Source organism: Bradyrhizobium daqingense, from assembly GCF_021044685.1.
GTDB lineage: Bacteria > Pseudomonadota > Alphaproteobacteria > Rhizobiales > Xanthobacteraceae > Bradyrhizobium > Bradyrhizobium daqingense.
In genome coordinates this window covers 3,170,406-3,191,504 of sequence record NZ_CP088014.1, presented here as the reverse complement: position 1 = coordinate 3,191,504, position 21,099 = coordinate 3,170,406, and the positions used below count along the sequence as shown (strand labels likewise).

Annotated in this window: 19 protein-coding genes, 1 tRNA gene and 1 pseudogene; 9 read left to right on the top strand and 12 right to left on the bottom strand. The window is 62.9% G+C overall.

The annotated features are described in order from the left end of the window. Positions 1-30 precede the first annotated feature (30 nt). The 5 genes from LPJ38_RS15230 to petA all read right to left on the bottom strand — a co-directional run bounded on the left by LPJ38_RS15230 (position 31) and on the right by petA (position 6,755). Positions 31-570 carry an adenine phosphoribosyltransferase gene (locus tag LPJ38_RS15230; RefSeq protein WP_025038155.1) on the bottom strand — a complete coding sequence of 180 codons (540 nt, stop codon included), beginning with the start codon at positions 568-570 and terminating at the stop codon, positions 31-33. 118 nt (positions 571-688) lie between these two features. Next, positions 689-2,854, bottom strand: coding sequence for an anthranilate synthase component I (locus LPJ38_RS15225; protein WP_145636899.1), 2,166 nt, complete (start codon positions 2,852-2,854; stop codon positions 689-691). A 306-nt stretch (positions 2,855-3,160) separates the two neighbouring features. Further along, positions 3,161-3,850 carry a dienelactone hydrolase family protein gene (locus LPJ38_RS15220; RefSeq protein WP_145636896.1) on the bottom strand — a complete coding sequence of 230 codons (690 nt, stop codon included), beginning with the start codon at positions 3,848-3,850 and terminating at the stop codon, positions 3,161-3,163. A gap of 239 nt (positions 3,851-4,089) precedes the next feature. After that, positions 4,090-6,162 (bottom strand): cytochrome b/c1, encoded by a 2,073-nt coding sequence (fbcH, locus tag LPJ38_RS15215; protein ID WP_145636893.1) that lies wholly within the window; start codon positions 6,160-6,162, stop codon positions 4,090-4,092. Positions 6,163-6,224: 62 nt separating this feature from the next. Continuing rightward, a complete protein-coding gene (petA, locus tag LPJ38_RS15210) occupies positions 6,225-6,755 on the bottom strand; it encodes a ubiquinol-cytochrome c reductase iron-sulfur subunit (RefSeq protein WP_060736750.1) in 531 nt (176 codons plus the stop codon). Positions 6,756-7,033: 278 nt separating this feature from the next. Here petA and LPJ38_RS15205 point away from each other — a divergent pair, with 278 nt between their 5' ends. From LPJ38_RS15205 to LPJ38_RS15175, 7 genes are all read left to right on the top strand, one after another. Beyond that, on the top strand, positions 7,034-7,495 hold the full coding sequence (locus LPJ38_RS15205) for a tRNA (cytidine(34)-2'-O)-methyltransferase (protein WP_145637233.1): 462 nt from the start codon (positions 7,034-7,036) through the stop codon (positions 7,493-7,495). A gap of 14 nt (positions 7,496-7,509) precedes the next feature. Next, positions 7,510-8,142 (top strand): 7-carboxy-7-deazaguanine synthase, encoded by a 633-nt coding sequence (gene queE, locus LPJ38_RS15200; protein ID WP_145636890.1) that lies wholly within the window; start codon positions 7,510-7,512, stop codon positions 8,140-8,142. A 17-nt stretch (positions 8,143-8,159) separates the two neighbouring features. Next, positions 8,160-8,525, top strand: coding sequence for a 6-pyruvoyl trahydropterin synthase family protein (locus LPJ38_RS15195; RefSeq protein WP_145637230.1), 366 nt, complete (start codon positions 8,160-8,162; stop codon positions 8,523-8,525). A 15-nt stretch (positions 8,526-8,540) separates the two neighbouring features. Then, a complete protein-coding gene (hemF, locus tag LPJ38_RS15190) occupies positions 8,541-9,428 on the top strand; it encodes an oxygen-dependent coproporphyrinogen oxidase (protein WP_404438550.1) in 888 nt (295 codons plus the stop codon). Next, positions 9,419-10,165 (top strand): HAD family hydrolase, encoded by a 747-nt coding sequence (locus tag LPJ38_RS15185; RefSeq protein WP_145636887.1) that lies wholly within the window; start codon positions 9,419-9,421, stop codon positions 10,163-10,165. The genes hemF and LPJ38_RS15185 overlap by 10 nt, the downstream gene beginning before the upstream one ends. 285 nt (positions 10,166-10,450) lie before the next feature. After that, the gene (locus LPJ38_RS15180) at positions 10,451-11,497 is read left to right on the top strand and encodes a hypothetical protein (RefSeq protein WP_145636884.1); all 1,047 of its coding nucleotides are present in this window, start codon (positions 10,451-10,453) and stop codon (positions 11,495-11,497) included. A 115-nt stretch (positions 11,498-11,612) separates the two neighbouring features. Further along, the gene (locus LPJ38_RS15175; protein ID WP_145636881.1) at positions 11,613-11,813 is read left to right on the top strand and encodes a YodC family protein; all 201 of its coding nucleotides are present in this window, start codon (positions 11,613-11,615) and stop codon (positions 11,811-11,813) included. A gap of 153 nt (positions 11,814-11,966) precedes the next feature. Here the strand turns inward: LPJ38_RS15175 and LPJ38_RS38290 are convergent, their stop codons facing one another. The 3 genes and pseudogenes from LPJ38_RS38290 to LPJ38_RS15165 all read right to left on the bottom strand — a co-directional run bounded on the left by LPJ38_RS38290 (position 11,967) and on the right by LPJ38_RS15165 (position 15,183). Beyond that, positions 11,967-12,386: a GFA family protein gene (locus LPJ38_RS38290; RefSeq protein ID WP_430640291.1), complete on the bottom strand. Its 420-nt coding sequence runs from the start codon at positions 12,384-12,386 to the stop codon at positions 11,967-11,969. A gap of 797 nt (positions 12,387-13,183) precedes the next feature. Beyond that, a pseudogene (locus tag LPJ38_RS15170) lies at positions 13,184-14,066 on the bottom strand (LysR family transcriptional regulator). Between the two features lie 112 nt (positions 14,067-14,178). Next, the gene (locus tag LPJ38_RS15165) at positions 14,179-15,183 is read right to left on the bottom strand and encodes a zinc-dependent alcohol dehydrogenase family protein (RefSeq protein ID WP_145636875.1); all 1,005 of its coding nucleotides are present in this window, start codon (positions 15,181-15,183) and stop codon (positions 14,179-14,181) included. A gap of 153 nt (positions 15,184-15,336) precedes the next feature. Between LPJ38_RS15165 and LPJ38_RS15160 the strand changes: the two genes are divergently transcribed. Both LPJ38_RS15160 and LPJ38_RS15155 read left to right on the top strand, forming a co-directional pair. Beyond that, on the top strand, positions 15,337-16,245 hold the full coding sequence (locus tag LPJ38_RS15160; RefSeq protein ID WP_145636871.1) for a LysR family transcriptional regulator: 909 nt from the start codon (positions 15,337-15,339) through the stop codon (positions 16,243-16,245). 81 nt (positions 16,246-16,326) lie between these two features. Next, positions 16,327-16,539, top strand: a complete 213-nt coding sequence (locus LPJ38_RS15155) for a hypothetical protein (protein ID WP_145636868.1) — start codon at positions 16,327-16,329, stop codon at positions 16,537-16,539. Positions 16,540-17,114: 575 nt separating this feature from the next. Here LPJ38_RS15155 and LPJ38_RS15150 read toward each other — a convergent pair. From LPJ38_RS15150 to LPJ38_RS15135, 4 genes are all read right to left on the bottom strand, one after another. Beyond that, a tRNA-Lys gene (locus LPJ38_RS15150) sits at positions 17,115-17,190 on the bottom strand. Positions 17,191-17,368: 178 nt separating this feature from the next. Beyond that, positions 17,369-17,971 (bottom strand): Spy/CpxP family protein refolding chaperone, encoded by a 603-nt coding sequence (locus LPJ38_RS15145; protein WP_145636864.1) that lies wholly within the window; start codon positions 17,969-17,971, stop codon positions 17,369-17,371. Between the two features lie 191 nt (positions 17,972-18,162). Next, complete coding sequence (locus tag LPJ38_RS15140) at positions 18,163-19,167, bottom strand: TRAP transporter substrate-binding protein (protein WP_145636861.1); 1,005 nt, start codon at positions 19,165-19,167, stop codon at positions 18,163-18,165. Positions 19,168-19,380: 213 nt separating this feature from the next. After that, positions 19,381-20,943: a 2-isopropylmalate synthase gene (locus LPJ38_RS15135; RefSeq protein WP_145636858.1), complete on the bottom strand. Its 1,563-nt coding sequence runs from the start codon at positions 20,941-20,943 to the stop codon at positions 19,381-19,383. Between the last annotated feature and the right edge of the window lie 156 nt (positions 20,944-21,099).

Genomic DNA, 21,099 nt, shown 5'->3' with positions numbered 1-21,099 from the left:
CGCCACCACGCATCCTGCGTCCTCCCTCGATCAATGCCCCTCGAACGTCATCAGCGTGCGGACTGGCACGTCCATGGCGCGCAGCTTGGCGGCGCCGCCGAGCTCGGGCAGGTCGATGATGAAGCAGGCGGCGACCACATTGGCCCCGATCTGGCGCAGCAGCTTCACCGCGCCCTCGGCGGTGCCGCCGGTGGCAATGAGATCGTCGACCAGGATCACGCGCTCGCCGGGATGGATCGCGTCGACGTGCATCTCCATCTCGTCGATGCCGTATTCGAGCGAGTAAGCAATGCGCACGGTGGTGTGCGGCAGCTTGCCCTTCTTGCGGATCGGCACGAAGCCGGCCGAGAGCTGATGCGCCACCGCCCCGCCGATGATGAAGCCCCGCGCTTCCATTCCGGCGACCTTGTCGATCTTGTTGCCGGCCCAGGGATTGACGAGCTCGTCGACCGCGCGGCGGAACGCCCGCGCGTCCGCAAGCAGGGTCGTGATGTCGCGGAACATGATCCCGGGCTTCGGATAGTCCGGGATGGTGCGAACGCTGGCCTTGATGTCGTGATCAAAAGTCATGGTTATCTCGCTTTGGTTGTCTCCCCGTCATTGCGAGCGAAGCGAAGCAATCCAGACTTTCTTCCCGGCGGCAGCCTGGATTGCTTCGTCGCTCCGCTCCTCGCAATGACGGCCTCACTCAATTCGCTTCAGCACTAAGCCGGAACGCATTCTCGACGATCCTTAATCCCACCTCGCCGCTGAGCGACATCAGCGATTCCGGATGGAATTGCACGCCGGCCACTGGCAGCGTCTTGTGCTCCAGCGCCATGGCGACGCCGTCCTCGGTGCTCGCTGTCACGTTCAGCACCTCGGGCATGCTGTCGCGCTCGACATAGAGCGAGTGATAGCGGCCGATGACGATCTCGTTCGGCAGGTTGCGCATCAGGCGACCGCCGCGCACCTGCACCCGCGAGGGCCGGCCGTGGGCGGGATGGGTGAGCTGGCCGAGCTCACCGCCGAAATATTCGCCGATCGCCTGCACGCCGAGGCAGACGCCGAACACCGGCAGATTCTTCTCCAGCGCCGCATCGATGGTCTTCCTGATCGCGAAATCCTCCGGCCTGCCGGGCCCGGGCGACAGCACCAGCAAATCCCACTTCTTCTGCTCGAGCATGTCGAGCGCATGCACGTAGCGAACCACGGTGACGCTGGCGCCGACCTGGCGGAAGTAGTCGGCGAGCATGTGCACGAAACTGTCGTCGTGGTCGATCAGCAGCACCTGCTTGCCGCTGCCGGTCGCATCCGGCGCGAAGGTCGACAGCGGCTTCGGCGGATCGCCGCGCAGTGCCTGGAACAGCGCGGCCGCCTTGACCTGGCATTCGCGGTCTTCCGCGGCGGGATCTGAATCGAACAGGCAGGTCGCGCCGACGCGCACTTCGGCGAGGCCATCCTTCATGCGGATGGTGCGGATGGTGAGGCCGGTGTTGATGCTGCCGTCGAAATTCACCGCACCGATCGCGCCGGCGTACCAGCGCCGCGGCGAGCGCTCGTGATCCTCGACGAACTGCATCGCCCAGAGCTTTGGCGCACCTGTCACCGTCACCGCCCAGGCATGGGTCAGGAAGGCATCGAGCGCGTCGAAGCCGGGGCGCAGCATGCCCTCGACGTGATCGACGGTGTGGAACAGCTTCGAGTAGGTCTCGATCTGCCGCCGCGCCAGCACCTTGATGGTGCCGGGCACGCAGACGCGCGCCTTATCGTTGCGGTCGACGTCGGTGCACATGTTGAGCTCGAACTCGTCCTTCTCCGAGTTCAGCAGCTGGCGGATCTGCTCGGCGTCGCCGATCGCATCCCTGCCGCGCGCGATCGTGCCGGAGATCGGGCAGGTCTCCACGCGCCGGCCGTCGGAGCGCACGAACATTTCCGGCGAAGCCGAGACGAGAAACTCGCCTTCCCCGAGATTCATCAGCGCGCCATAGGGCGACGGGTTGATGACGCAGAGCCGCTGGAACACTTCGGCCGGGGAGCGGTCGCACGGCTCCGCGAAGAGCTGTCCCGGCACCGCCTCGAAGAGATCGCCGCGCGCAAAAGCGGCGCGCGCGGTTTCGACCGTGGCTTGGTATTCGCCGGGCGCGTGATCGGCGAAGCCCTGGCGGGGCGTCTTCAGATACGGGCTGTCGGCGGTCTCGCGCGGCAGGCCCTTGGTGGACTTGCCGTTCCAGGCGAAGTCGTATGCGAGCACGACGCCGCGGCCGGTGGCGCGGTCATAGGCCAACAGGCGATCGGGAACATAGAGCACGATGTCGCGCTGGTCGGCCTCGCGCGGGCGCTTCTGCACGAGGTCCTCGATCTGGAAGACGAGGTCGTAGGCGAAGGCGCCGAACAGGCCGAGCAGCCCGTCGTCACTGGCAGAGAAAGCGGCAATGATATCGCGCACCAGCGACATCACGCTGGCGCGCCGGGTGCGCTGGTCCTCTTCGACCGGGGCATCGCCGCGGATGATGTGGCCGGCCAGGCGCGTTGCCGTCCTCTCGGAGATCACCACGCAGGGCTCGCGCAGGACGTCGCCGAGGAAGGCGATCAGCACCTGCCCGCGTTCGTTCAGCGCTTCCAGCTTGAAATCGACGCCCGTGGTCTCGAGCTTGAGCGGGGGATCGGAGAAGCCGAGGTCGAAGCTCTCATAGCGGCCGGGCACGGTCGTGCCCGAGGACAGCACCACGCCGCGGCGGCGGTCGAGCAGGCTGATGAGGTCGTCGAGCCTGTTGGCGCCGCCGGTGAACTGCTCGGCCACGCGCGTGATCGCAAGACCTGCGCGGGTCATGTAGTCGCTTCGAGCCGGGAGGGCAAAGACGGTCCTGTTCATGTCGTCCTCTTACGAAACTTGCCGAGGGAACGCCACACAGGACAAACGATCGGGCCGCCGCGCTGTGCTGGCGACCTCAGACGATTTGGGAAAGGAAAATCGCACCGGCCACCTCGTCAGGAGGTGCGCCACCAAAAACGGGCTGGGCGGACGGCGATGCTCATGGGGGAACTAACATCATGGCGCGGAGGCGGCGTCAAGGGTACGTCGGAGTGGCAGCCCGGATGGAGCGCAGCGCAATCCGGGGTTCGTGCCACGATGAGAGGACCCCGGATTACGCTGCGCTCCATCCGGGCTACGGATTGATTAAGCTGCGCTGTTGCCTCCTAGATGATTGGCGAAGAACTTGATCGCCCTGCCCCAAGCGAGCTCGGCGGCTTCGCGGTCGTGGACGGCCTGGCGCTGCTCGTTGACGAAGGCGTGCTCGGCGTCATAGCGGAACAGCTCGAGCGACTTGCCGGCCGCCTTCATGGCCTTTTCGAAGCCGTTGACCAGCTCCGGCGTGCACCAATCGTCCTTGTTGGCGAAGTGGGCCTGGAGCGGGATCTTGACGTCGGCGGGCTTGGCCGCCTGCTCCGGGGGAATGCCGTAGAACACGACGCCGGCCGCGAGCTCCGGGATCTTGGTCGCGCCGATGATGGTCACGGCGCCGCCGAGGCAGAAGCCCGTCAGGCCGATCTTGGCGCCATTGCGCGACAGATATTGCGTGGCGCCGCGCACGGTCTGCGTGGTGGCATCCATGAAGTCGAGCGAGTTCATCTCCTTGTTGGCGCTGTCCGTGTCGTGGTAGGGCACCACCTTGCCCTTGTAGAGATCCGGCGCCAGCGCATCGAAGCCGGCGAGTGCGAAGCGGTCGCACAGGCCCTTGATCTGGTCCGACAGGCCCCACCATTCCTGGATCACGACCACGCCCGGCGCATTGCCGCGTGCGGCATTGGCGAGATAGCCCGAGGCGTCCTTGCCGTCCGGGCGCTTGAAGGTGATGCTGGTTCCCATGGTGTCCTCCGACGCGTTTTGGGGGAGCGGTTGGCGCTATTTTGGCGGGCGCGCGCGTGGGACGCAATCCACACTCTCGTCATTCCGGGGGCGCCGTGCAGCGCGAGCCCGGAATCCATCAAGCCGCGGCGTCGGAGGATGAATGGATTCGGGGCTCGATGCCCGCGCATCGCCACCGCATGACAGGCCAACAAAAAAGCCCCCTTGCGGGGGCTTTTTCATGTCTCATCTCGCGCCGCTCAGTGCGAGGCGGCCCAGACCTTCTTCTTGGTGAAGTACATCAGGCCCACGAAAATGATCAGGAAGACGAAGACCTGGAAGCCGAGGCGCTTGCGCGCTTCCATGTGCGGCTCGGCGGTCCACATCAGGAATGTCGTGACGTCCTTGGAATATTGCGCGACCGTGGTCGGCGCGCCGTCGTCATAGGTCACCTGGCCGTCACTGAGCGGCTTCGGCATCTTGATCGCATGGCCCGGGAAGTACTTGTTGTAGTAGGAGCCCTCCGGGAGGGTCACGCCCTCCGGCGTCTTCTCCTCATAGCCCTGGAGCACCGCGGTGACGTAGTCGGGCCCCTGCTCCTGGTACTGGGTGAAGACGTCGAAGATGAACCAGGGGAAGCCGCGCTTGTACGAGCGTGCCTTGGTGATCAGGGACAGGTCGGGTGGCGCCGCGCCTCCGTTCGCCGCACGCGCAGCCTGCTCGTTCGGGAATGGCGAGGGGAAATAGTCGGCCGGCCGGCCCGGCCGCTCGAACATGTCGCCCGCATCGTTCGGGCCGTCCTTGACCTTGTACTCGGACGCAAACGCCGAAGCCTGCGCCACCGAATAGCCGGGCCCGCCGGGCTCGGCGAGGTTGCGGAAGGCGACGTAGGACAGGCCGTGGCAGCTGGCGCAGACCTCCTTGTAGACCTTCAGGCCGCGCTGGAGCGCGCCGCGATCGAACTTACCGAAAGGACCCGAGAACGACCATTTGTTGCCCGGCGGCTTGTCGCCGCCCTCGGCCGCTTTCGCGCTGTCCATCGAGCCCGCGAACAACGAAGCGGCCAGCGCCAGCACGATCGCAGTCGAGACCATCGGCGTCGACCTGCTCCCGGTCTTGGCCAGCACCGCATCCGAGATCGAGTTCGGAACCGGCCGCGGCTTCTCGATGCGCGCGAGCAGCGGCAGCACGATCAGGAAGTAGGCGAAGTAGCAGAACGTCAGGATCCGGCCGGCAATGACGTAGATGCCTTCCGGCGGCTGTGCGCCGAGATAGCCGAGCAGGATGCAGACCGCGACGAAGATCCAGAAGAACTGCTTGGCCAGCGGACGGTACTTCGACGACCTCGTCTTTGCGCTGTCGAGCCAGGGCAGGAAGCACAGGATGATGATCGCTCCGAACATGGCGATGACGCCCGCGAGCTTGTCCGGGATCGAGCGCAGGATCGCGTAGAACGGCAGGTAATACCATTCCGGCACGATGTGCGGCGGCGTCACGCCCGGGTTCGCCGGAATGTAGTTGTCGGCGTCGCCGAGATAGTTCGGCATGTAGAAGATGAACCAGGCATAGAGCAGCATGAAGCAGGCGACGCCGAACATGTCCTTGATGGTGGCATGCGGCGTGAACGGCACCGTGTCCTTTTCCGTCTTCGGCTCGACACCATCGGGGTTGTTCTGGCCGGCGACGTGCAGAGCCCAGACGTGGAGCACGACCACGCCCGCGATCACGAACGGCAGTAGATAGTGCAGCGAGAAGAAGCGGTTCAGCGTCGGGTTGCCGACCGCGTAGCCGCCCCACAGCAGCGTCACGATGCTCTCGCCGACATAGGGAATCGCGGAGAACAAATTGGTGATGACGGTAGCGCCCCAGAAGCTCATCTGGCCCCACGGCAGCACGTAGCCCATGAAGCCCGTCGCCATCATCAGGAGGTAGATGATGACGCCGAGGATCCACAACACCTCGCGCGGCTCCTTGTACGACCCGTAGTAAAGGCCGCGGAACATATGGACGTAGACCGCAACGAAGAACATCGAAGCGCCGACCGCGTGCATGTTGCGCAGCAGCCAGCCGTAATTCACGTCACGGACGATCAGCTCGACCGACTTGAAGGCGAGATCGGCATTCGGCGTGTAGTGCATCGCCAGGATCACGCCGGTCAGGATCTGCATGCCCAGCATGAAGGAGAGGATGGCGCCGAAGGTCCACCAATAGTTCAGGTTGCGCGGGGTGGGATAGGCGACGAAGGAGGAATGGATAAGACCAAAGATCGGCAGGCGCCGCTCGATCCATTGCAGGGCCGGATGACTCGGCTGGTAGTCGGATGGTCCGCTCATGATGCGATCCTGAGGAAATAGTACGACGAGACGGCGCGAAGCTTCGGACTAAGGCCCGAAGTTCAGCCGATCTGGATTTTGGTGTCGGAAACGAACGTGTACGGGGGCACAGCCAGGTTCGAGGGCGCAGGGCCCTGGCGGATGCGGCCGGACGTATCGTACACCGAACCATGGCAGGGGCAGAAGAAGCCGTCGTAGCTGCCTTCATGAGCGATCGGGATGCAACCGAGATGGGTGCAGATGCCGATGACGACCAGCCACTGCTCGTGACCGGACTTGACGCGGGCATCGTCGGCTTGCGGATCGGGCAGGCTCGCCACGTTGACGGCGCGCGCCTCGTCGATCTGCTTCTTGGTGCGGTGGCTGATGTAGATCGGCTTGCCGCGCCAGAACACCTTGATGTCCTGGCCCTCGGCGATCGGGCTGAGATCGACCTCGATCGGCGCACCGGCGGCGATGGTCGAAGCGTCCGGATTCATTTGAGAGATGAAGGGCCAGAGCGCAGCCGCACCCCCTACTGCTGCAAATGCCCCGGTTGCAACGAATAAGAAATCACGGCGTGTCGGATGGTCCGCCGAAGACGCTGTCGTCACGATTCCAACCCTTTCTTCTGTGCGACCGGTGGAACCGCTCCAGGGGGCGCCCATGAGGTCCCCGGAAAGGCTGCCGGCGCCCGCGGCCCCCCGCGGCGGCAGAACTTTGCTTGCTCACGCCCAAAATGGGGAAAACAGCAGTCCAGAATCGTTCTATTGGCACCCTTGCCGGGCGAGCGCAAGCCCGCTATCGGCGCGGGAGCGTGCAATGCACGAATTCCGGGGCGAGCGATGTTTTATTGAGACATTTTGCGCCCGCAACCAGCCCGTCGCCGCCCATGCAGATAGCTCTTTTTCAGCCCGACATCCCCCAGAACACCGGCACGATTCTCAGGCTCTGCGCCTGTCTCGGCATGGCAGCCCACATCATCGAACCCGCCGGCTTCCCGGTCTCCGACCGCCATTTCCGCCGGGCGGGAATGGATTACCTCGACCATGTCAGCATCACCAGGCACGACTCCTGGGCGAGATTCGAGGAGTGGCGTGCGGCACAAGGCTACCGCCTGCTGCTGTTCACCACCAAAGGGGCCACCGACTACCGCGATTTTCATTACCAGACGTCGGACATCCTGCTATTCGGGCGCGAGAGCGCCGGCGTCACCGACGCGGTGGTCGAGGCCGCTGATGCCCGGCTGGTGATCCCGATCACCCCAGGGCTGCGGTCGCTCAATGTGGCCATGACCGCGGCGATGGCCGCCGGCGAGGCGCTGCGGCAGATCCGGAACCCGCAAGTTCGATAGTTGAGGAGAGACGAGTGAGTTACGCGGTCAAGGAAATCTTCCTGACCCTGCAAGGCGAAGGCGCCCATGCCGGGCGCGCGTCGGTGTTCTGCCGTTTTGCCGGCTGCAACCTCTGGAGCGGCCGCGAGGCGGACCGAGCCGAGGCGACCTGCAAGTTCTGCGACACCGATTTCGTCGGAACCGACGGCACGCTCGGCGGCCGCTACGCCTCGGCCGCGGAACTCGCCGACACCATCGCCTCGCAATGGACAGGGACCGCCGCCAACCGCTACGTGGTGCTGACCGGCGGCGAGCCGCTGCTCCAGGTCGATGCCGCCCTGATCGAGGCGCTGCACGCCCGTGGCTTCGAGATCGGGGTCGAGACCAACGGCACGATCGCAGCCCCTGATGGCCTCGACTGGATCTGCGTCAGCCCCAAGGGCGGCAGCGAGCTCGTGCAGCGGCGCGGCCACGAGCTGAAGCTGGTGTATCCACAGGCGCTGGCGGCACCCGAGGCGTTCGAGGATCTGGCCTTCGAGCGCTTCTCGCTGCAGCCGATGGACGGACCCGAGGTCATCCAGAACACCGCACGCGCGATCGACTATTGCCTGCGCCACCCGCAATGGCGGCTGAGCGTGCAGACGCACAAGTCGCTCGGCATCAGATAGGATTGGTTTTCGAACAGATGTGGGAATTGACGAAATCGTTCCGCTTCGAAGCGGCGCACTCGCTCTCGGGCACGACGTTCGGGGCGGCGAGCGAAGAGATCCACGGCCACTCCTTCCGCGCCGAGGTGACGGTGCGCGGCACGCCGGACCCCGAGACCGGCATGGTGGTCGATCTCGGCCTGCTCCAGCGCGCCATCGAGGACGTGCGCCTGGTTCTGGATCACAAGTACCTCAACAAGATCGAGGCGCTGGGTACACCGACGCTGGAAAACCTCTCGCGCTTCGTCTGGGAGCGGCTCGCGCATGTCGGCAAGCTCACCCGCGTCAGCATCCACCGCGACAGTTGCAACGAGAGCTGCACCTATTACGGTCCGCAGGGCTGACGCATGGCATCCACGATGGACCCGACGCTGATCGACGACCGCAAGGCCCGCGCCCGCGCCTGGTTCGAGCGCTTGCGCGACGACATCTGCGCGAGCTTCGAGCGGCTGGAGGCCGACGCGCCGCAAAACCTCTATCCGGGCGAGGCCGGCCGCTTCAAGCGCACGCCCTGGCAGCGCACCGATCATACCGGCGCGGCCGGCGGTGGCGGCGTGATGTCGATGATGTCGGGCCGCCTGTTCGAGAAGGTCGGCGTGCATTGCTCAACCGTGCACGGCGAGTTCGCCCCCGAATTCCGCGCGCAGATTCCGGGCGCCGCGGACGATCCGAAGTTCTGGGCCTCCGGCGTCTCGCTGATCGCCCACATGCGCAATCCGCACGTCCCTGCCGTGCACATGAACACGCGCTTCGTCGTCACCACCAAAGCCTGGTTCGGCGGTGGCGCCGACCTGACGCCGGTGCTGGCGCGACGGCGGACGCAGGAGGATGTCGACAGCGTCGCCTTCCACGCCGCAATGAAGGACGCCTGCGCGCAGCCGAACGGCGTTGCCGATTACGACAAATACAAGAAATGGTGCGACGAGTATTTCTACCTGCCGCACCGCCAGGAGGCGCGCGGCATCGGCGGCATCTTCTACGACTGGCACGATAGCGGCGACTGGGATGCCGACCTGTCCTTCACCCAGGACGTCGGCCGCGCCTTCCTGAAGATCTATCCCGAGATCGTCCGGCGCAATTTCGCCAGCGCCTGGACCACTGCGGATCGCGAGGAGCAATTGATCCGGCGCGGACGCTATGTCGAGTTCAACCTGCTTTACGACCGCGGCACCATCTTCGGGCTGAAGACCGGCGGCAATGTGGATTCGATCCTGTCGTCGCTGCCGCCGGAGGTGAAATGGCCGTGACCACGATGATGCCCCTCCCCCGCGCCATGCTGATCGACATGGACGATACCATCCTGTCGGCCTATGGCCGGCCCGAGATCGCCTGGAACACGATCACGGCCGAGTTCGCGGACGAGCTGGCGCCGCTGCCACCGCCGCTGGTCGCAACCGCGGTGCTCGCCTTTGCGCGAAACTTCTGGGCCAATGCGGAAGCGGCATGGCGGCTGAAGCTCGCCGAGGCCCGCCACCTCACCGTCAAGGGCGGCTTTGCCGCGCTCGCCGCGGCCGGTCACCGCGCCCTGCCCGACGACCTCGCCATCCGCCTCGCCGATCGCTTCACCGCCTATCGCGAGGAGGAGATGTTCGTCTTCCCCGGCGCGCATGATGCGATCGACAAGTTGAAGGCGCTCGGCGTCAAGCTGGCACTGGTGACCAATGGCGCCGCCGACACCCAGCGCGCCAAGGTCGAGCGCTTCGAGCTCGCGCACCGCTTCCACCACATCCAGATCGAGGGCGAGCACGGCTTCGGCAAGCCCGAGGAGCGCGCCTATCTGCACGCGATGGAGGCGCTCGGCGTCACCGCCAAGGACACCTGGATGATCGGCGACAATCTCGAATGGGAAGTCGTGACGCCGCAGCGCCTCGGAATCTATTCGATCTGGATCGACGTGCATGGCGACGGCCTGCCCGAGGGCTCGACGGTGAAGCCCGACCGCATCATCCGCTCGCTGACCGAGCTGTTGCCCGACCGGCCGTAACCGGGGCGCAAAACGAAGCCGCGAAAACAACCCCATGCACAGTAGCGCGCTGCTGCAAAATCAAAGGCTTACGGATTTTGCGAAAAATCTCTGATCCGTCGGGCAAAACAGGGGTACTATGGCATCGTCGGGAGGGTGCGACCGCGCCTGGTCGCGATCCCCGTCTGGTCGTGCCTGCCCGATACCCGACGACCCCCCGCCTCACCTGAAGTGAAATGCTTCACAATCCGCAATCGGGGATTGCGGTACGCTCGCTGCGATGGCGCGGGGTGGGTTGGAGGCACCATGGAGCAGAACAAGGAAGCAGCGCGCGCGTACTCTCGGACCGGGCCACTGAGGTGGTTGACGCAATTCGATCGCCGATTGACCCTCGTCAAGGGCCTCTCGCTGGTGACGGTGCTGAGCAGCCTCCTCGTCGGCTACTTCCAGTATCTGAACTCCTATCGGGAGAAGGTGAGCGCGCACGCCAAGGAGAACATGCAGACCGCGGCGGAGGCGTTCGACACCATCGCAACGAAGTTTTCCAAGGTTCAGGCCCTGCAACAGCAGTTGTTTTCCGACTATACGATCGTACTCGATGATCGCGCCGACTCCGACGAACAAGCTCTCGCCGTCAAGAGCGCTCTGGAAAATCTGAAGGGCTACGAAGAGGCCCAACTGGCCTTGTTCGAGACGAGCGAGTTGCTGGCGCGCAAGGCGCAGATGCACATCGATTGGGCGACGCATTTCAGGCTCAATCCGTATGAGCAGCAAACTCCGACCAGTGACCCGCTCGACCAGGCACTGCTCCGGGCCTTCGACTTCGATTGCGATCATAACTTGCCGCAATTCGCGCCTCCGAAAGGCGCCGCGACGGCCACCCCGCGCGTGCCCGCCGAGAATGCGTGCTCGGTGGCCGGGTATAATTGGGATCCGCCCCATTCCTATGTCGATATTTGCCCGAAGAACCGGGAAAAGGCCGGGTCAAACGAGTCCGTCACGATTCACTGGTTCAGCGCGAAGCATCAGCTGGTGGTGATGCACTATTGTCTTCGCAATCTGCACGAGAAACTGGCGCCGGTGCGCTCCTGGGCCGCGAACCCCGACGCGAGGCCCGCAGGCAAGATGTCATCACCGGTCGATCGCGACCGCATTCAGACCGCGCTTGACTTTCAAGCCAGGCGGCTCAACGCCTTCATGAACCTCGCGACATTCCACATGGACGGCCTCCGAGAGGCCTATCGTCCAGACAGCTTCGCCTGCCATGTCCCGGTCGTGACCTCCGTGGTCGGTCTCTTCAACGACGCTTGCAGCCCGATCAAGACGACACCGATCCTCGCCGTCAAGCGTTGATATCGCGCCAGAATTTGGACGGTCCACGCTGTAGACCGATGCCAGCCATCGGTGATCACGCTGTCATGACTGCCTGTTAGCCTCGTCCGGCTCGATCAAATCGGAAGGACAATCCATGGAATTGAAAGCCGGCGATGTCGTGATGCTGAAATCCGGCGGCCAGCCGCTCACGGTGGCGGAGGTCAAGGGAGACGAGGTGCTCTGCCTCTGGATGGGCATGGAAGGCGATCTGTTCCGCGAGACGCTGCCGCTGGCGACGCTGGTGCAGGTGGAGGAGGAAGACGACGAGGACGACGACGATGAGGATGAAGAGTAAGCGCGCTTAGGATCGCATCCTCGCTGGATCGGAGCGTTCCGTTCCGCAGCTCCCGGTGCCCGCTGCTCCGCCAATCCCGGCGCGATAGCGGACATTGCTGGACTGTCGGCTACGGGCCAGAAGCGGAAACAGCCACGCGCGTGAACTCAGTACTTATTGGGTTTCCATGGGCCGACTTTGGTCGCGCAGCAGGAGCGCTCCCCGAGGGAATTGAACCCATTCAAGCTTCGAGTCGCACCAAGCGGCTATCTTGGGTCCAGGAAACGTCGGATCAGCGAAACATCCAACTGGAATGCCAATATGGTCGGGCAAGAGCTCAAGAACTGTACTCACGGTCGAGCCACATTGGGGGCAGAAAACGCATTCGACGTTCCCGCCTGACGCGCCTTTGCGAGCATACGTTGCGCTGTCACCAGAGCGCTCCGTTAGTTGGTTCTTGTTCCATCGGGACGTAAGAGCAAATGCGCTTCCCGAGCGTCTTTGACACCGAGTGCAGTTGCAAGCAGAGACTAATGCGGGTTCACCCTCGACGCTTAGACTTAGCTGTCCGCAATGGCAAGTCGCTCTGCGCATCATGTCGCTACCCCTTTTAGCTCTTTCAGGTGCGGTACAACATCGGACGTCGTACAATCTTAGATAGATCATTGTTGTGGCGTCAAGCAGCGCATAAGACGCTTCTGCTTCGGGTCAATCGCATCATTTTGGACCCCTTGGGCAGGTCCGATCTACCCTTGCCACATGAGGCGACAGACGGATTCAATCGCATCCGCAAACGTCGAACTTTTAATCCCGGCTGCTCTGACCTTGGGTCAGTTCAGCCGTTGCTTCGGGGGCATCGAAGCCAAAGTTGATGACCAAGTGCCCTTGGCTTGCTTTCGCCAAAGCTAGTGGAGAAGCTGGGGCATGTGATGGGGGTCGTGCGGGAGCGAGGGTCACTCGCTCGCATCACGCTGGGAAGCATGAACGCGGATCGCAGCCACTTCAATTCGTCGTGGTCTTGCCACCCTGCATCAACACGAGCTTGTCCTCACGAAACCGGAGAATGAACCATGCGGTCTCATCGAAACCGTTTGCGAGCTTTCCTGCGTGAGAATACATCATCCGAGCAGCCTCCGACTCCGACGGCGGTCCCAGCGCTTTGACGACCTCCCAGACGAGGCCACGCAAAACGGTTCGGCCGTACGTTAAGGCGCGACATTTAGTGCCTCGATTGAACCCGACTTAGACGAAGACCTACCATCTGCCGACCGATCGCATCACGTCCATGATTCGTCGTATTCGCAGCGGAAGCACGCGCTCCTTAGCGAGTGCCACACGGGGCACGGCACTCAGTTTGCCGGGTGGCCCACTACATCGGTTGAGGCGCCTATTTAATCAACTCGGCTGGGGCGCCCAAAACATTCGATCAGCATCTCTGTGAGAACTCTCACCTTGCGTGCGGGATACTGTCCGGGCGGTCGGATCACATAGATGCCCAGGTCAGGAGAGGGATACTGCGTCATCACTGGGACCAACGCTCCAGACGCCAAATGCTCCTTAATAAGCGCTTCCGGAACGCCAGCGAGACCTATCCCAGCGAGCGCCGCGGATACCAGAGCGACGGCATTGTCGGCCACGAATCGCCCCTGCGGTTTCAGAGTAACGATCTTGTCACCATCCATTGCCAGCCATGTCTTGGTTCCTTGCATAGCAACTTCGTGTGTGACGAACTCTTCTGGTGTTGCAGGCGAACCGTGTTTCAAAATGTAGTTCGGGCTCGCTACATATTTTGCGGAGATCCACCCCACTCGTCTGGCAAGCAAATTGGAGTTCGCGAGGTGACCAACCCGGATTGCGCAGTCGAGCCCTTCCGCAATCAGGTCAACAAATTGATCGGTAAAACTAGCCTGAATGTGAAGTTGTGGGTGGCGCTGAGCTAAAGACGCGAGTACAGGGGCGAAATGCGTCGAACCGAGTGTGAGCGGGGCCGTAATGCGGAAAGCAACCGCGGAGGTCGCCGTTTGGCGAGAGCGTTTCCCTGGCTTCGTCAACTTGGGCACAGATCTTTGCTGCGTGATCGCGGAATATGGCACCGGCTTCTGTTATGGCAGCACCGCGGGTCGTCCGCGAAAGTAGTTGTATCCCGAGATCTGCTTCAAGACGTGCAAGCCTTCGACTGACCAACGACTTGGCCACGCCAAGCCGCCGCGCAGCGGTTGTTATTCCTCCGGCGCCGGCGACTTCAATGAAAATTCGAAGGTCCTCGATGTCCACGAGGTATTCCTACAGTTGCGACAGAATACGATCTTTACGTGGACCTGGCTCTCGAACGCCCGCCTTTTCGTAGACTCCTCCTCCCGACACTGCGGTCTTAATACGGGAGGTTTCAGCGTTGCGAAGGAAGGGAGACGGTTTCACCGGCGACGTCGATCGCAACCTTGCCGCGCAGTCCGCGAGAGCTTCCGTTCTCCAACAAGTCGTGCGCCTCGCCTATTCGAGTCAGAGGGAGCACCGCGCCGATGACCGGCTTCACGAGACCACGTTCAACAAGATTGGTGAGAGCATCCAGCTTGCCTCTATTCTGGCGCGTGAAGACAAAGTGGTAAGCTGCATTCTTGCCCCAGGCCTCTATGAGGTTTTGCGGCTGCTTGATGTCGACGATACTGACGACACGTCCGAAGTCGGCAAGGACCAAAGGGCTTTTCGTCAGTGCGTCACCGCCGATCGTATCGAATACGACGTTCACCCCTCTTCCTTGAGTGAGCTTCGAGACGCCATCAACGTAGTCTTCCAAGCCGTAGTGAATCACCTCATTTGCCCCCAGGCCGCGTACGAAGTCGTCGTTGTGGGGGCTGGCAGTCGTTATCACCCTCGCACCGATCGCCTTCGCAACCTGGATCGCGATGCTACCGACGCCGCCTGCGCCGCCATGGATCAAGACGGTCTCGCCGACCCCGAGCTGAGCCCTGGTAACAAACGCCTCCCAAACCGTTCCGCCCACGAGCGTCAAACTCGCTGCCTCCAGATGGCTGATGTTCTTTGGCTTGCGCCCTACGAGGGATACATCGGCGACGTGTTGCTCGGCATAGGAGCCCGCGCCGCCGAATATCTTGGGCGTGTAATAGACCTCGTCGCCAACGGCGAACTCTGTCACATGAGATCCGACTTCTTCGACGACGCCCGAGACGTCGTGCCCGATAATCGCGGGAAGCCGGACATATTCCGCGTAATCGCCGCGACGGATTTGGTAGTCGAGGGGATTGATGGCGGTCGCGTGTACACGCACGCGGACCTCGCGAGGCCCTACTGCAAGGACCGGAACCTCCCGCAAGTCGAACGCGCCGCTGTCTCCAAACCTGCTTAGAACGGCCGCTTTCATTTTGTCGCTCATCTCAGGACACCTTGTTGCTGAAGTCTATTTGGCTTACAAAGAATGGAATTGGTACCCGGCCAAAGACTGAAGCTTCTTCAATGATTTTTTGAAAGTGAGCCGCCCGTATTGCCACCCCGAGTGGTGTCAAAATGGAGACCTCAATGGACAGAGATGGATCTCGACGACCTTAACCTATTCGTGCGCATCGCTCGGTTGGATAGCATTAGCGCCGCCGCTCGCGATCTGAATATCACTCCAGCTACGGCGAGCGCGAGACTCTCAGCTTTTGAGAAGCGCCTTGGAGCACGCCTCTTGCACCGTACGACTCGGCACGCGACGCTGACGGAGGATGGCTGGGCATTCCTACCTCATGCTGAGAATGTACTGGACGCGGCAGCGTCTGCTCGCGCGGCCTTGGGCCGCGAGCAGACATCACCACGCGGGACGCTTCGGATCGCAGCCCCCTCCTCATTCGCACGAATGCATATCGTGCCAGGCCTGCCGGACTTTATGGATCGGTATCCGGACCTCAAGCTCGACATGCGCATCTCCGACAGCGTCGTCGATCTGGTTGAAGGGGCATTCGATGTTGCCGTTCGATATACTGAGCTCAGTGACTCTTCATTCGTGGCGCGGCGGCTCGCCCCTGATCGGCGTGTTGTCGTTGCCGCTCCCGATTATCTTGAACGTCGCGGCCACCCCGATCTTCCGAGTGATCTCGAGGCTCATGACTGCTTGGTCGTTGGCACCCTGGATGTTTGGACATTTTCAACACCGCAAGGAGAGCCGATCATAAAACGAGTTACGCCAGCGCTTCGTATCAACGACGGCAGCGCGGTACGCGATGCGGCGTGCGCCGGATTAGGCATTGCACTGATGGCGACTTGGTGCGCCGCTGACGAGCTTCGATCTGGAAAACTTGTTCCAATACTTCGAGATTATCCGCTGGTATCCACACAGACGCTCTGGGCCCTTTATCCTAGCTCACGCGAGCTCGCGCCGAAGGTTCGTGTCTTTCTCGATTGGCTTCTCGCACGGTTCGGTCCTGAGCCCTATTGGGACAAGGGGCTCTTCGGTTAGGCAGCGGCGTAATCGTTCCAGACGTAATCGAAAAACCCGAACGAGGCGGCTCTTCAGGCCTTGTCGACAACGACGTCTACCGTGAGCATGGTCGTCTGTACGCTTGAACGCGCGCAGATTGCCGGTGGCGTCAACGGTTGCTGGAATGCCGATGCCTATTTCGCTGCGGTGATCGTGGCCTCTAGAGGGCGGCTGCCCCCGTCGCGGTTGATCGACGCAAAAGAGCGTGGCTGGGCGGACACGGCACCGACCTGGTACCAAACCTCGCTTACTAAGCGCTTCTGCTGTCCCTGACAATGCGTGCCGGCGGCTAGCCGGCATGTTGCGACTGGAGCACGAGTCCGCCGCTGCACATTCCGCATCTGAACCCATAGGCCCGTCACAGACGATTGACTAAACGATCGACGGCCGGATCTGTGGCCTCCTGTACTGCAGCAGACTTTCGATGCGGCGAAAGTCATGTGCCTAAAAGTCGAATTGCTCGGTGCCCGAGATCGCCGCGGTTACCGGGCACTCCATGGCGACGGTGCGGCAGATACTCGACGCACACGACCTTCGGGGGTCGCGTTGAACTCGCGGAATCAGCGATCAAGAAGCTGAGCGCGGTCTACGGAGAGGAAAAAAGCGAGGATTTGGGATATGGACGGTTGCAGGTGTAGGCGTTCACCGGTCGCCAAGGCTTCTGCGTGAGAGAGCGCTCCACGCCGCCGGGAATGAGATTGCCGCTGCGGTACGTGCAGCCATCCCGCCACCCAATTTGTTGAGCGGACGGCAGTGTCGACGAGCACGGAAATCGAACAAAAATCCCCAACTGACCTCCCAACTGAAAGGCCCGTTCTGCGCGAGGTCTGGCCAAGTCTTTGAAAGCTTGGTGGGCGCACCAGGGCTCGAACCTGGGACCCGCTGATTAAGAGTCAGCTGCTCTACCAACTGAGCTATGCGCCCGAAAGGCGGTCAATGCCTTGCGAGGCCGGTCGTTTAGCAAAGCGATCCGGGTCTGGCAAGCGATGGGACGGAAGTTTTCCAAGGGTTCGTCCACAAGTCCAGAGAAGCGAAAAGCCGCTGGATTCCAGCGGCTTCGCCAAGGTTAATCTCGGGGTTCCCCCCGCCAAACCGCCCCCGCTCAGAGCCGGCCCTCGCGGTCCCGGTCCGGGCCGCTGTCGCGGTCAAAACGGTCGCGGTGGAAATGGTCGTCCATGCCGCGCTCCATCATGCGATCCATGCCGCGTTCCATGAAATGGCGGCGCGGACCGTCCCCGCCGCCGCCGCCGAACGGGCCGCGGTGGCGGGTCAGCACGGCGAGCCGCCGCTTCTGGCCCTCGTCCAGCGTCTTGTAGAGCGGGTCGGCGGCATCGGCGATCTTCTTCAGGGCCGCGGAGCTGGCGCCCATGTCCTCGGCGCGCTGGCGCAGGCGGGCGATCGGATCATCAGGCTTGTTGGCATCGCCCGGGCCGGCATTCATCCGCGCATTGGCGCGGTCGATGCGCAGCTTGGCGAAATCGCGCACGGCGGCCTCGACCGGCGGCCACAGCTTCTCCTGGTCGGCGTTGAGCTTCAGCCCGGCATGGACGGCGGCGATCCGCGCGTCGACGAAGGCGGCGCGATCTTCCGGGTTGATGCGGATGTGACGGACGTGCTCCATCCACGGCCGATGATATTGAGCATAGACCGCGCCCGAGCCGGCGATGCTGAGCACGGCGATGGCTGCGATGGTGAACTTCCTCATACAGACCTCCTCTGGAAGGGTCCCTGAGGATGAGCGCGCCGCGGCTGACGCGCAACTTACAACTTGGACAGGGAGCGCGTTGTTACGAAGATGTAAGGCCGATTTTTACCTCCTGCCGCAATCGGAAATCACTCGCAACAAAAAGGCTTCCGTGCAGCCCGCACGGAAGCCTTCGTTCATGGTCCGTTGGATCAGTTCGTGGTGCTCTTGGCTTCCTTCAGGAACTCGTCGATCAGTTGCTGGCCGACGCGGCCTGCCGCATCCTTGTAGGCCGGCTCCATCGCCTTGCGCAGCGCCTCGTCCTGCTCCGGCGTGAGCTTGATGATCTCGCTCTTGCCGCTCTTCTTGATCTCGGCGAGCGCGTCGTCGTTCTCCTTTTGCGACTGCGCGTTGCTGAAGGCGGTCGCCTCCTTCATCGCCTTGGAGAGCTGGTCGCGGATATCGGCCGGCAGCTCGTCCCAGAACTTCTTGTTCACGATCACGACGTAGCCGATGTAACCATGGTTGGTCTCGGTGATGTACTTCTGCACCTCGTGCATCTTTTGGGTGTAGATGTTCGACCAGGTGTTCTCCTGTCCGTCGACGACGCCGGTCTGGAGTGCCTGGTAGACTTCCGAAAACGCCATGACCTGCGGCAGGGCGCTGAGCGCCTTGAACTGGGCCTGCAGAACGCGCGAGGACTGGATGCGGAACTTCAAGCCCTGATAGTCGGCCGGCGTCACCAGCTTCTTGTTGGCGCTCATCTGCCTGAAGCCGTTGTCCCAATAGGCAAGCCCGGTGATGCCCTTGGCATCCAGCAGCTTGAGCAGCCTTGCGCCGAGCGGGCCTTCCGTCACCTTCCGCAGCGTCTTCAGGTCCGGAAGGATGTAGGGCAGGTCGAACACCTCGAACTCGCGGATGCCGAGCGGGCCGAACTTCGAGTTGGACGGCGCCAGCATCTGCACGCTGCCGAGCTGCAGCGCCTCGAGTTCTTCCTTGTCCTTGTACAGCGTCGAGTTCGGATAGACTTCGACCTTGACCTTACCGCCGGTGTATTTCTCGGCGAGCTCCTTGAACTTCTCCGCCCCCTTGCCCTTCGGCGTGTCGGTGGCGACGACGTGGCTGAACTTGATGATGATCGGTGATTGGGCCAGTGCGGGCCCGGTCAAGCCAAGTGCCAGGACCGCGATGGACGCGGCGATCGCGAAGCTGCGCATAGTCTCTCCCTTGCTATTATTTTGGCCGCCCGGCGACGCGGGGCACCCATCTTGGCTGCATCAATAGCGGCTCGCACACGCCGCCGCTATTGGCTCTTAGCAGGGCAGCTATTCACCACCACAGCCGCCGTCATTCCGGGATGGTCCGCAGGACCAGACCCGAGATTCCGGGTTCGGCTCTTGGAGCCGTCCCGGAATGACAAGCTTCGCTTGTCAGCTCGCAGCAGCCGTCGTCACCGTGTCGCGCTGACGCTTCATGACGATCTTGTTGAGCGCGCCGAGATAGGCCTTGGCCGAGGCGACCAGCGTATCCGGATCCGCCGCGCGCGCCGTCATCGCACGTCCCTCATGCGACAGCCGCACCGAGACTTCGGCCTGCGCGTCGGTGCCTTCGGTCACCGCGTGCACCTGGTACAGCTCGAGCTTGGCCTCGTGCGGCACCAGGCGCTTGATGCAGTTGAACACGGCGTCGACCGGACCGTTGCCCTCGGCTTCCTCGATCTTGATCTGCCCTTCGACGTCCAGCTTCATGGTCGCGCGCTGCGGGCCGTGGGTGCCGGCGATCACCGTCAGCGAGGTCAGCTTGATGCGGTCGTGCGAGGCTGCCATCTCCTCATCGACCAGCGCCTCGATGTCCTCGTCGTAGATGTCCTTCTTGCGATCGGCCAGCGCCTTCATCCGCGTGAACGCGTCTTCCAGCTGGTTGGGGCCGAGCTTGTAGCCCATCTCCTCCAGCTTGTGCACGAAGGCGTGACGGCCGGAATGCTTGCCGAGCACCAGCGAGGACTGCTTCAGGCCGACCATCTCGGGCCGCATGATCTCGTAGGTGGAGGCGTCCTTCAGCACGCCGTCCTGGTGGATCCCGCTCTCATGGGCGAAGGCGTTCCGGCCGACGATGGCCTTGTTGTACTGGACGGGGAACGAGGTCGCGGCCGACACCACCTTCGAGGCGCGGGTGAGCTGCGTGGTGTCGATCTTGTTCCAGTAGGGGAATTTGTCGTTGCGCACGTTGATCGCCATCACGATCTCTTCGAGCGCAGCGTTGCCGGCGCGCTCGCCGATGCCGTTGATGGTGCACTCGACCTGGCGCGCGCCGCCGACGATGCCGGCCAGCGAGTTCGCCACGGCCATGCCAAGGTCGTTATGGCAGTGCACGGAGAACACGGCCTTGTCCGAATTCGGCACGCGCTCGATCAGCGTCTTCATGAAGTGGGTGTATTCTTCCGGCACGGTGTAGCCGACGGTGTCGGGGATGTTCACCGTCGTCGCACCGGCCTTGATCACGGCCTCGACGATGCGGCACAGGAAGTCCATCTCACTGCGGGTGCCGTCTTCCGCCGACCATTCGACGTCGTCGATCTGGTTGCGGGCGCGCGCGACCATGGCGACCGAGGTATCGAGCACCTCTTCCGGCGTCTTGTTCAACTTCACCCGCATGTGCAGCGGCGAGGTCGCGATCACGGTGTGGACGCGGCCGCGCTTGGCGAACTTCACCGCTTCGGCGCAGCGGTCGATGTCGGCCGGATGCGCGCGGGACAGGCCGGCGATGATGGAATTCTTGGAGCGGCGGGCGATCTCGCTCACTGCTTCGAAGTCACCCTGCGAGGTGATCGGGAAGCCGGCCTCGATCACGTCGACGCCCATATCGTCCAAGAGCTCGGCGACCTCGAGCTTCTCCTCGAAGGTCATGGTGGCACCGGGGCACTGCTCGCCGTCGCGCAGCGTGGTGTCGAAAATGATGACGCGGTCCTTGTCGGACTTGTTCACGGTGGCCATTCGCAAATTTCCTTTTGAGCTTTTGCGCCGTTCACGGGTCTGGGCGCTTGAGGTGTCCGGTGATCTCGACCAACCCCTGAGCGCCCAGGCGCGTGGCGCCCAGCCGGCCCTCAGGGGCAGCTAAGAAGAAGCCCGCCAAGAAGGAGGGTGGGCAGC

What these genes read in the sequence shown, in the direction of transcription:
- LPJ38_RS15230 (WP_025038155.1), bottom strand. Translation starts at nt 570, where the DNA reads ATGACTTTTGATCACGACATCAAGGCCAGCGTTCGCACCATCCCGGAC.
- LPJ38_RS15225 (WP_145636899.1), bottom strand. Translation starts at nt 2,854, where the DNA reads ATGAACAGGACCGTCTTTGCCCTCCCGGCTCGAAGCGACTACATGACC.
- LPJ38_RS15220 (WP_145636896.1), bottom strand. Translation starts at nt 3,850, where the DNA reads ATGGGAACCAGCATCACCTTCAAGCGCCCGGACGGCAAGGACGCCTCG.
- fbcH (WP_145636893.1), bottom strand. Translation starts at nt 6,162, where the DNA reads ATGAGCGGACCATCCGACTACCAGCCGAGTCATCCGGCCCTGCAATGG.
- LPJ38_RS15205 (WP_145637233.1), top strand. Translation starts at nt 7,034, where the DNA reads ATGCAGATAGCTCTTTTTCAGCCCGACATCCCCCAGAACACCGGCACG.
- LPJ38_RS15195 (WP_145637230.1), top strand. Translation starts at nt 8,160, where the DNA reads ATGTGGGAATTGACGAAATCGTTCCGCTTCGAAGCGGCGCACTCGCTC.
- hemF (WP_404438550.1), top strand. Translation starts at nt 8,541, where the DNA reads ATGGACCCGACGCTGATCGACGACCGCAAGGCCCGCGCCCGCGCCTGG.
- LPJ38_RS15185 (WP_145636887.1), top strand. Translation starts at nt 9,419, where the DNA reads ATGGCCGTGACCACGATGATGCCCCTCCCCCGCGCCATGCTGATCGAC.
- LPJ38_RS15180 (WP_145636884.1), top strand. Translation starts at nt 10,451, where the DNA reads ATGGAGCAGAACAAGGAAGCAGCGCGCGCGTACTCTCGGACCGGGCCA.
- LPJ38_RS15175 (WP_145636881.1), top strand. Translation starts at nt 11,613, where the DNA reads ATGGAATTGAAAGCCGGCGATGTCGTGATGCTGAAATCCGGCGGCCAG.
- LPJ38_RS38290 (WP_430640291.1), bottom strand. Translation starts at nt 12,386, where the DNA reads ATGCGCAGAGCGACTTGCCATTGCGGACAGCTAAGTCTAAGCGTCGAG.
- LPJ38_RS15165 (WP_145636875.1), bottom strand. Translation starts at nt 15,183, where the DNA reads ATGAGCGACAAAATGAAAGCGGCCGTTCTAAGCAGGTTTGGAGACAGC.
- LPJ38_RS15160 (WP_145636871.1), top strand. Translation starts at nt 15,337, where the DNA reads ATGGATCTCGACGACCTTAACCTATTCGTGCGCATCGCTCGGTTGGAT.
- LPJ38_RS15145 (WP_145636864.1), bottom strand. Translation starts at nt 17,971, where the DNA reads ATGAGGAAGTTCACCATCGCAGCCATCGCCGTGCTCAGCATCGCCGGC.
- LPJ38_RS15140 (WP_145636861.1), bottom strand. Translation starts at nt 19,167, where the DNA reads ATGCGCAGCTTCGCGATCGCCGCGTCCATCGCGGTCCTGGCACTTGGC.
- LPJ38_RS15135 (WP_145636858.1), bottom strand. Translation starts at nt 20,943, where the DNA reads ATGGCCACCGTGAACAAGTCCGACAAGGACCGCGTCATCATTTTCGAC.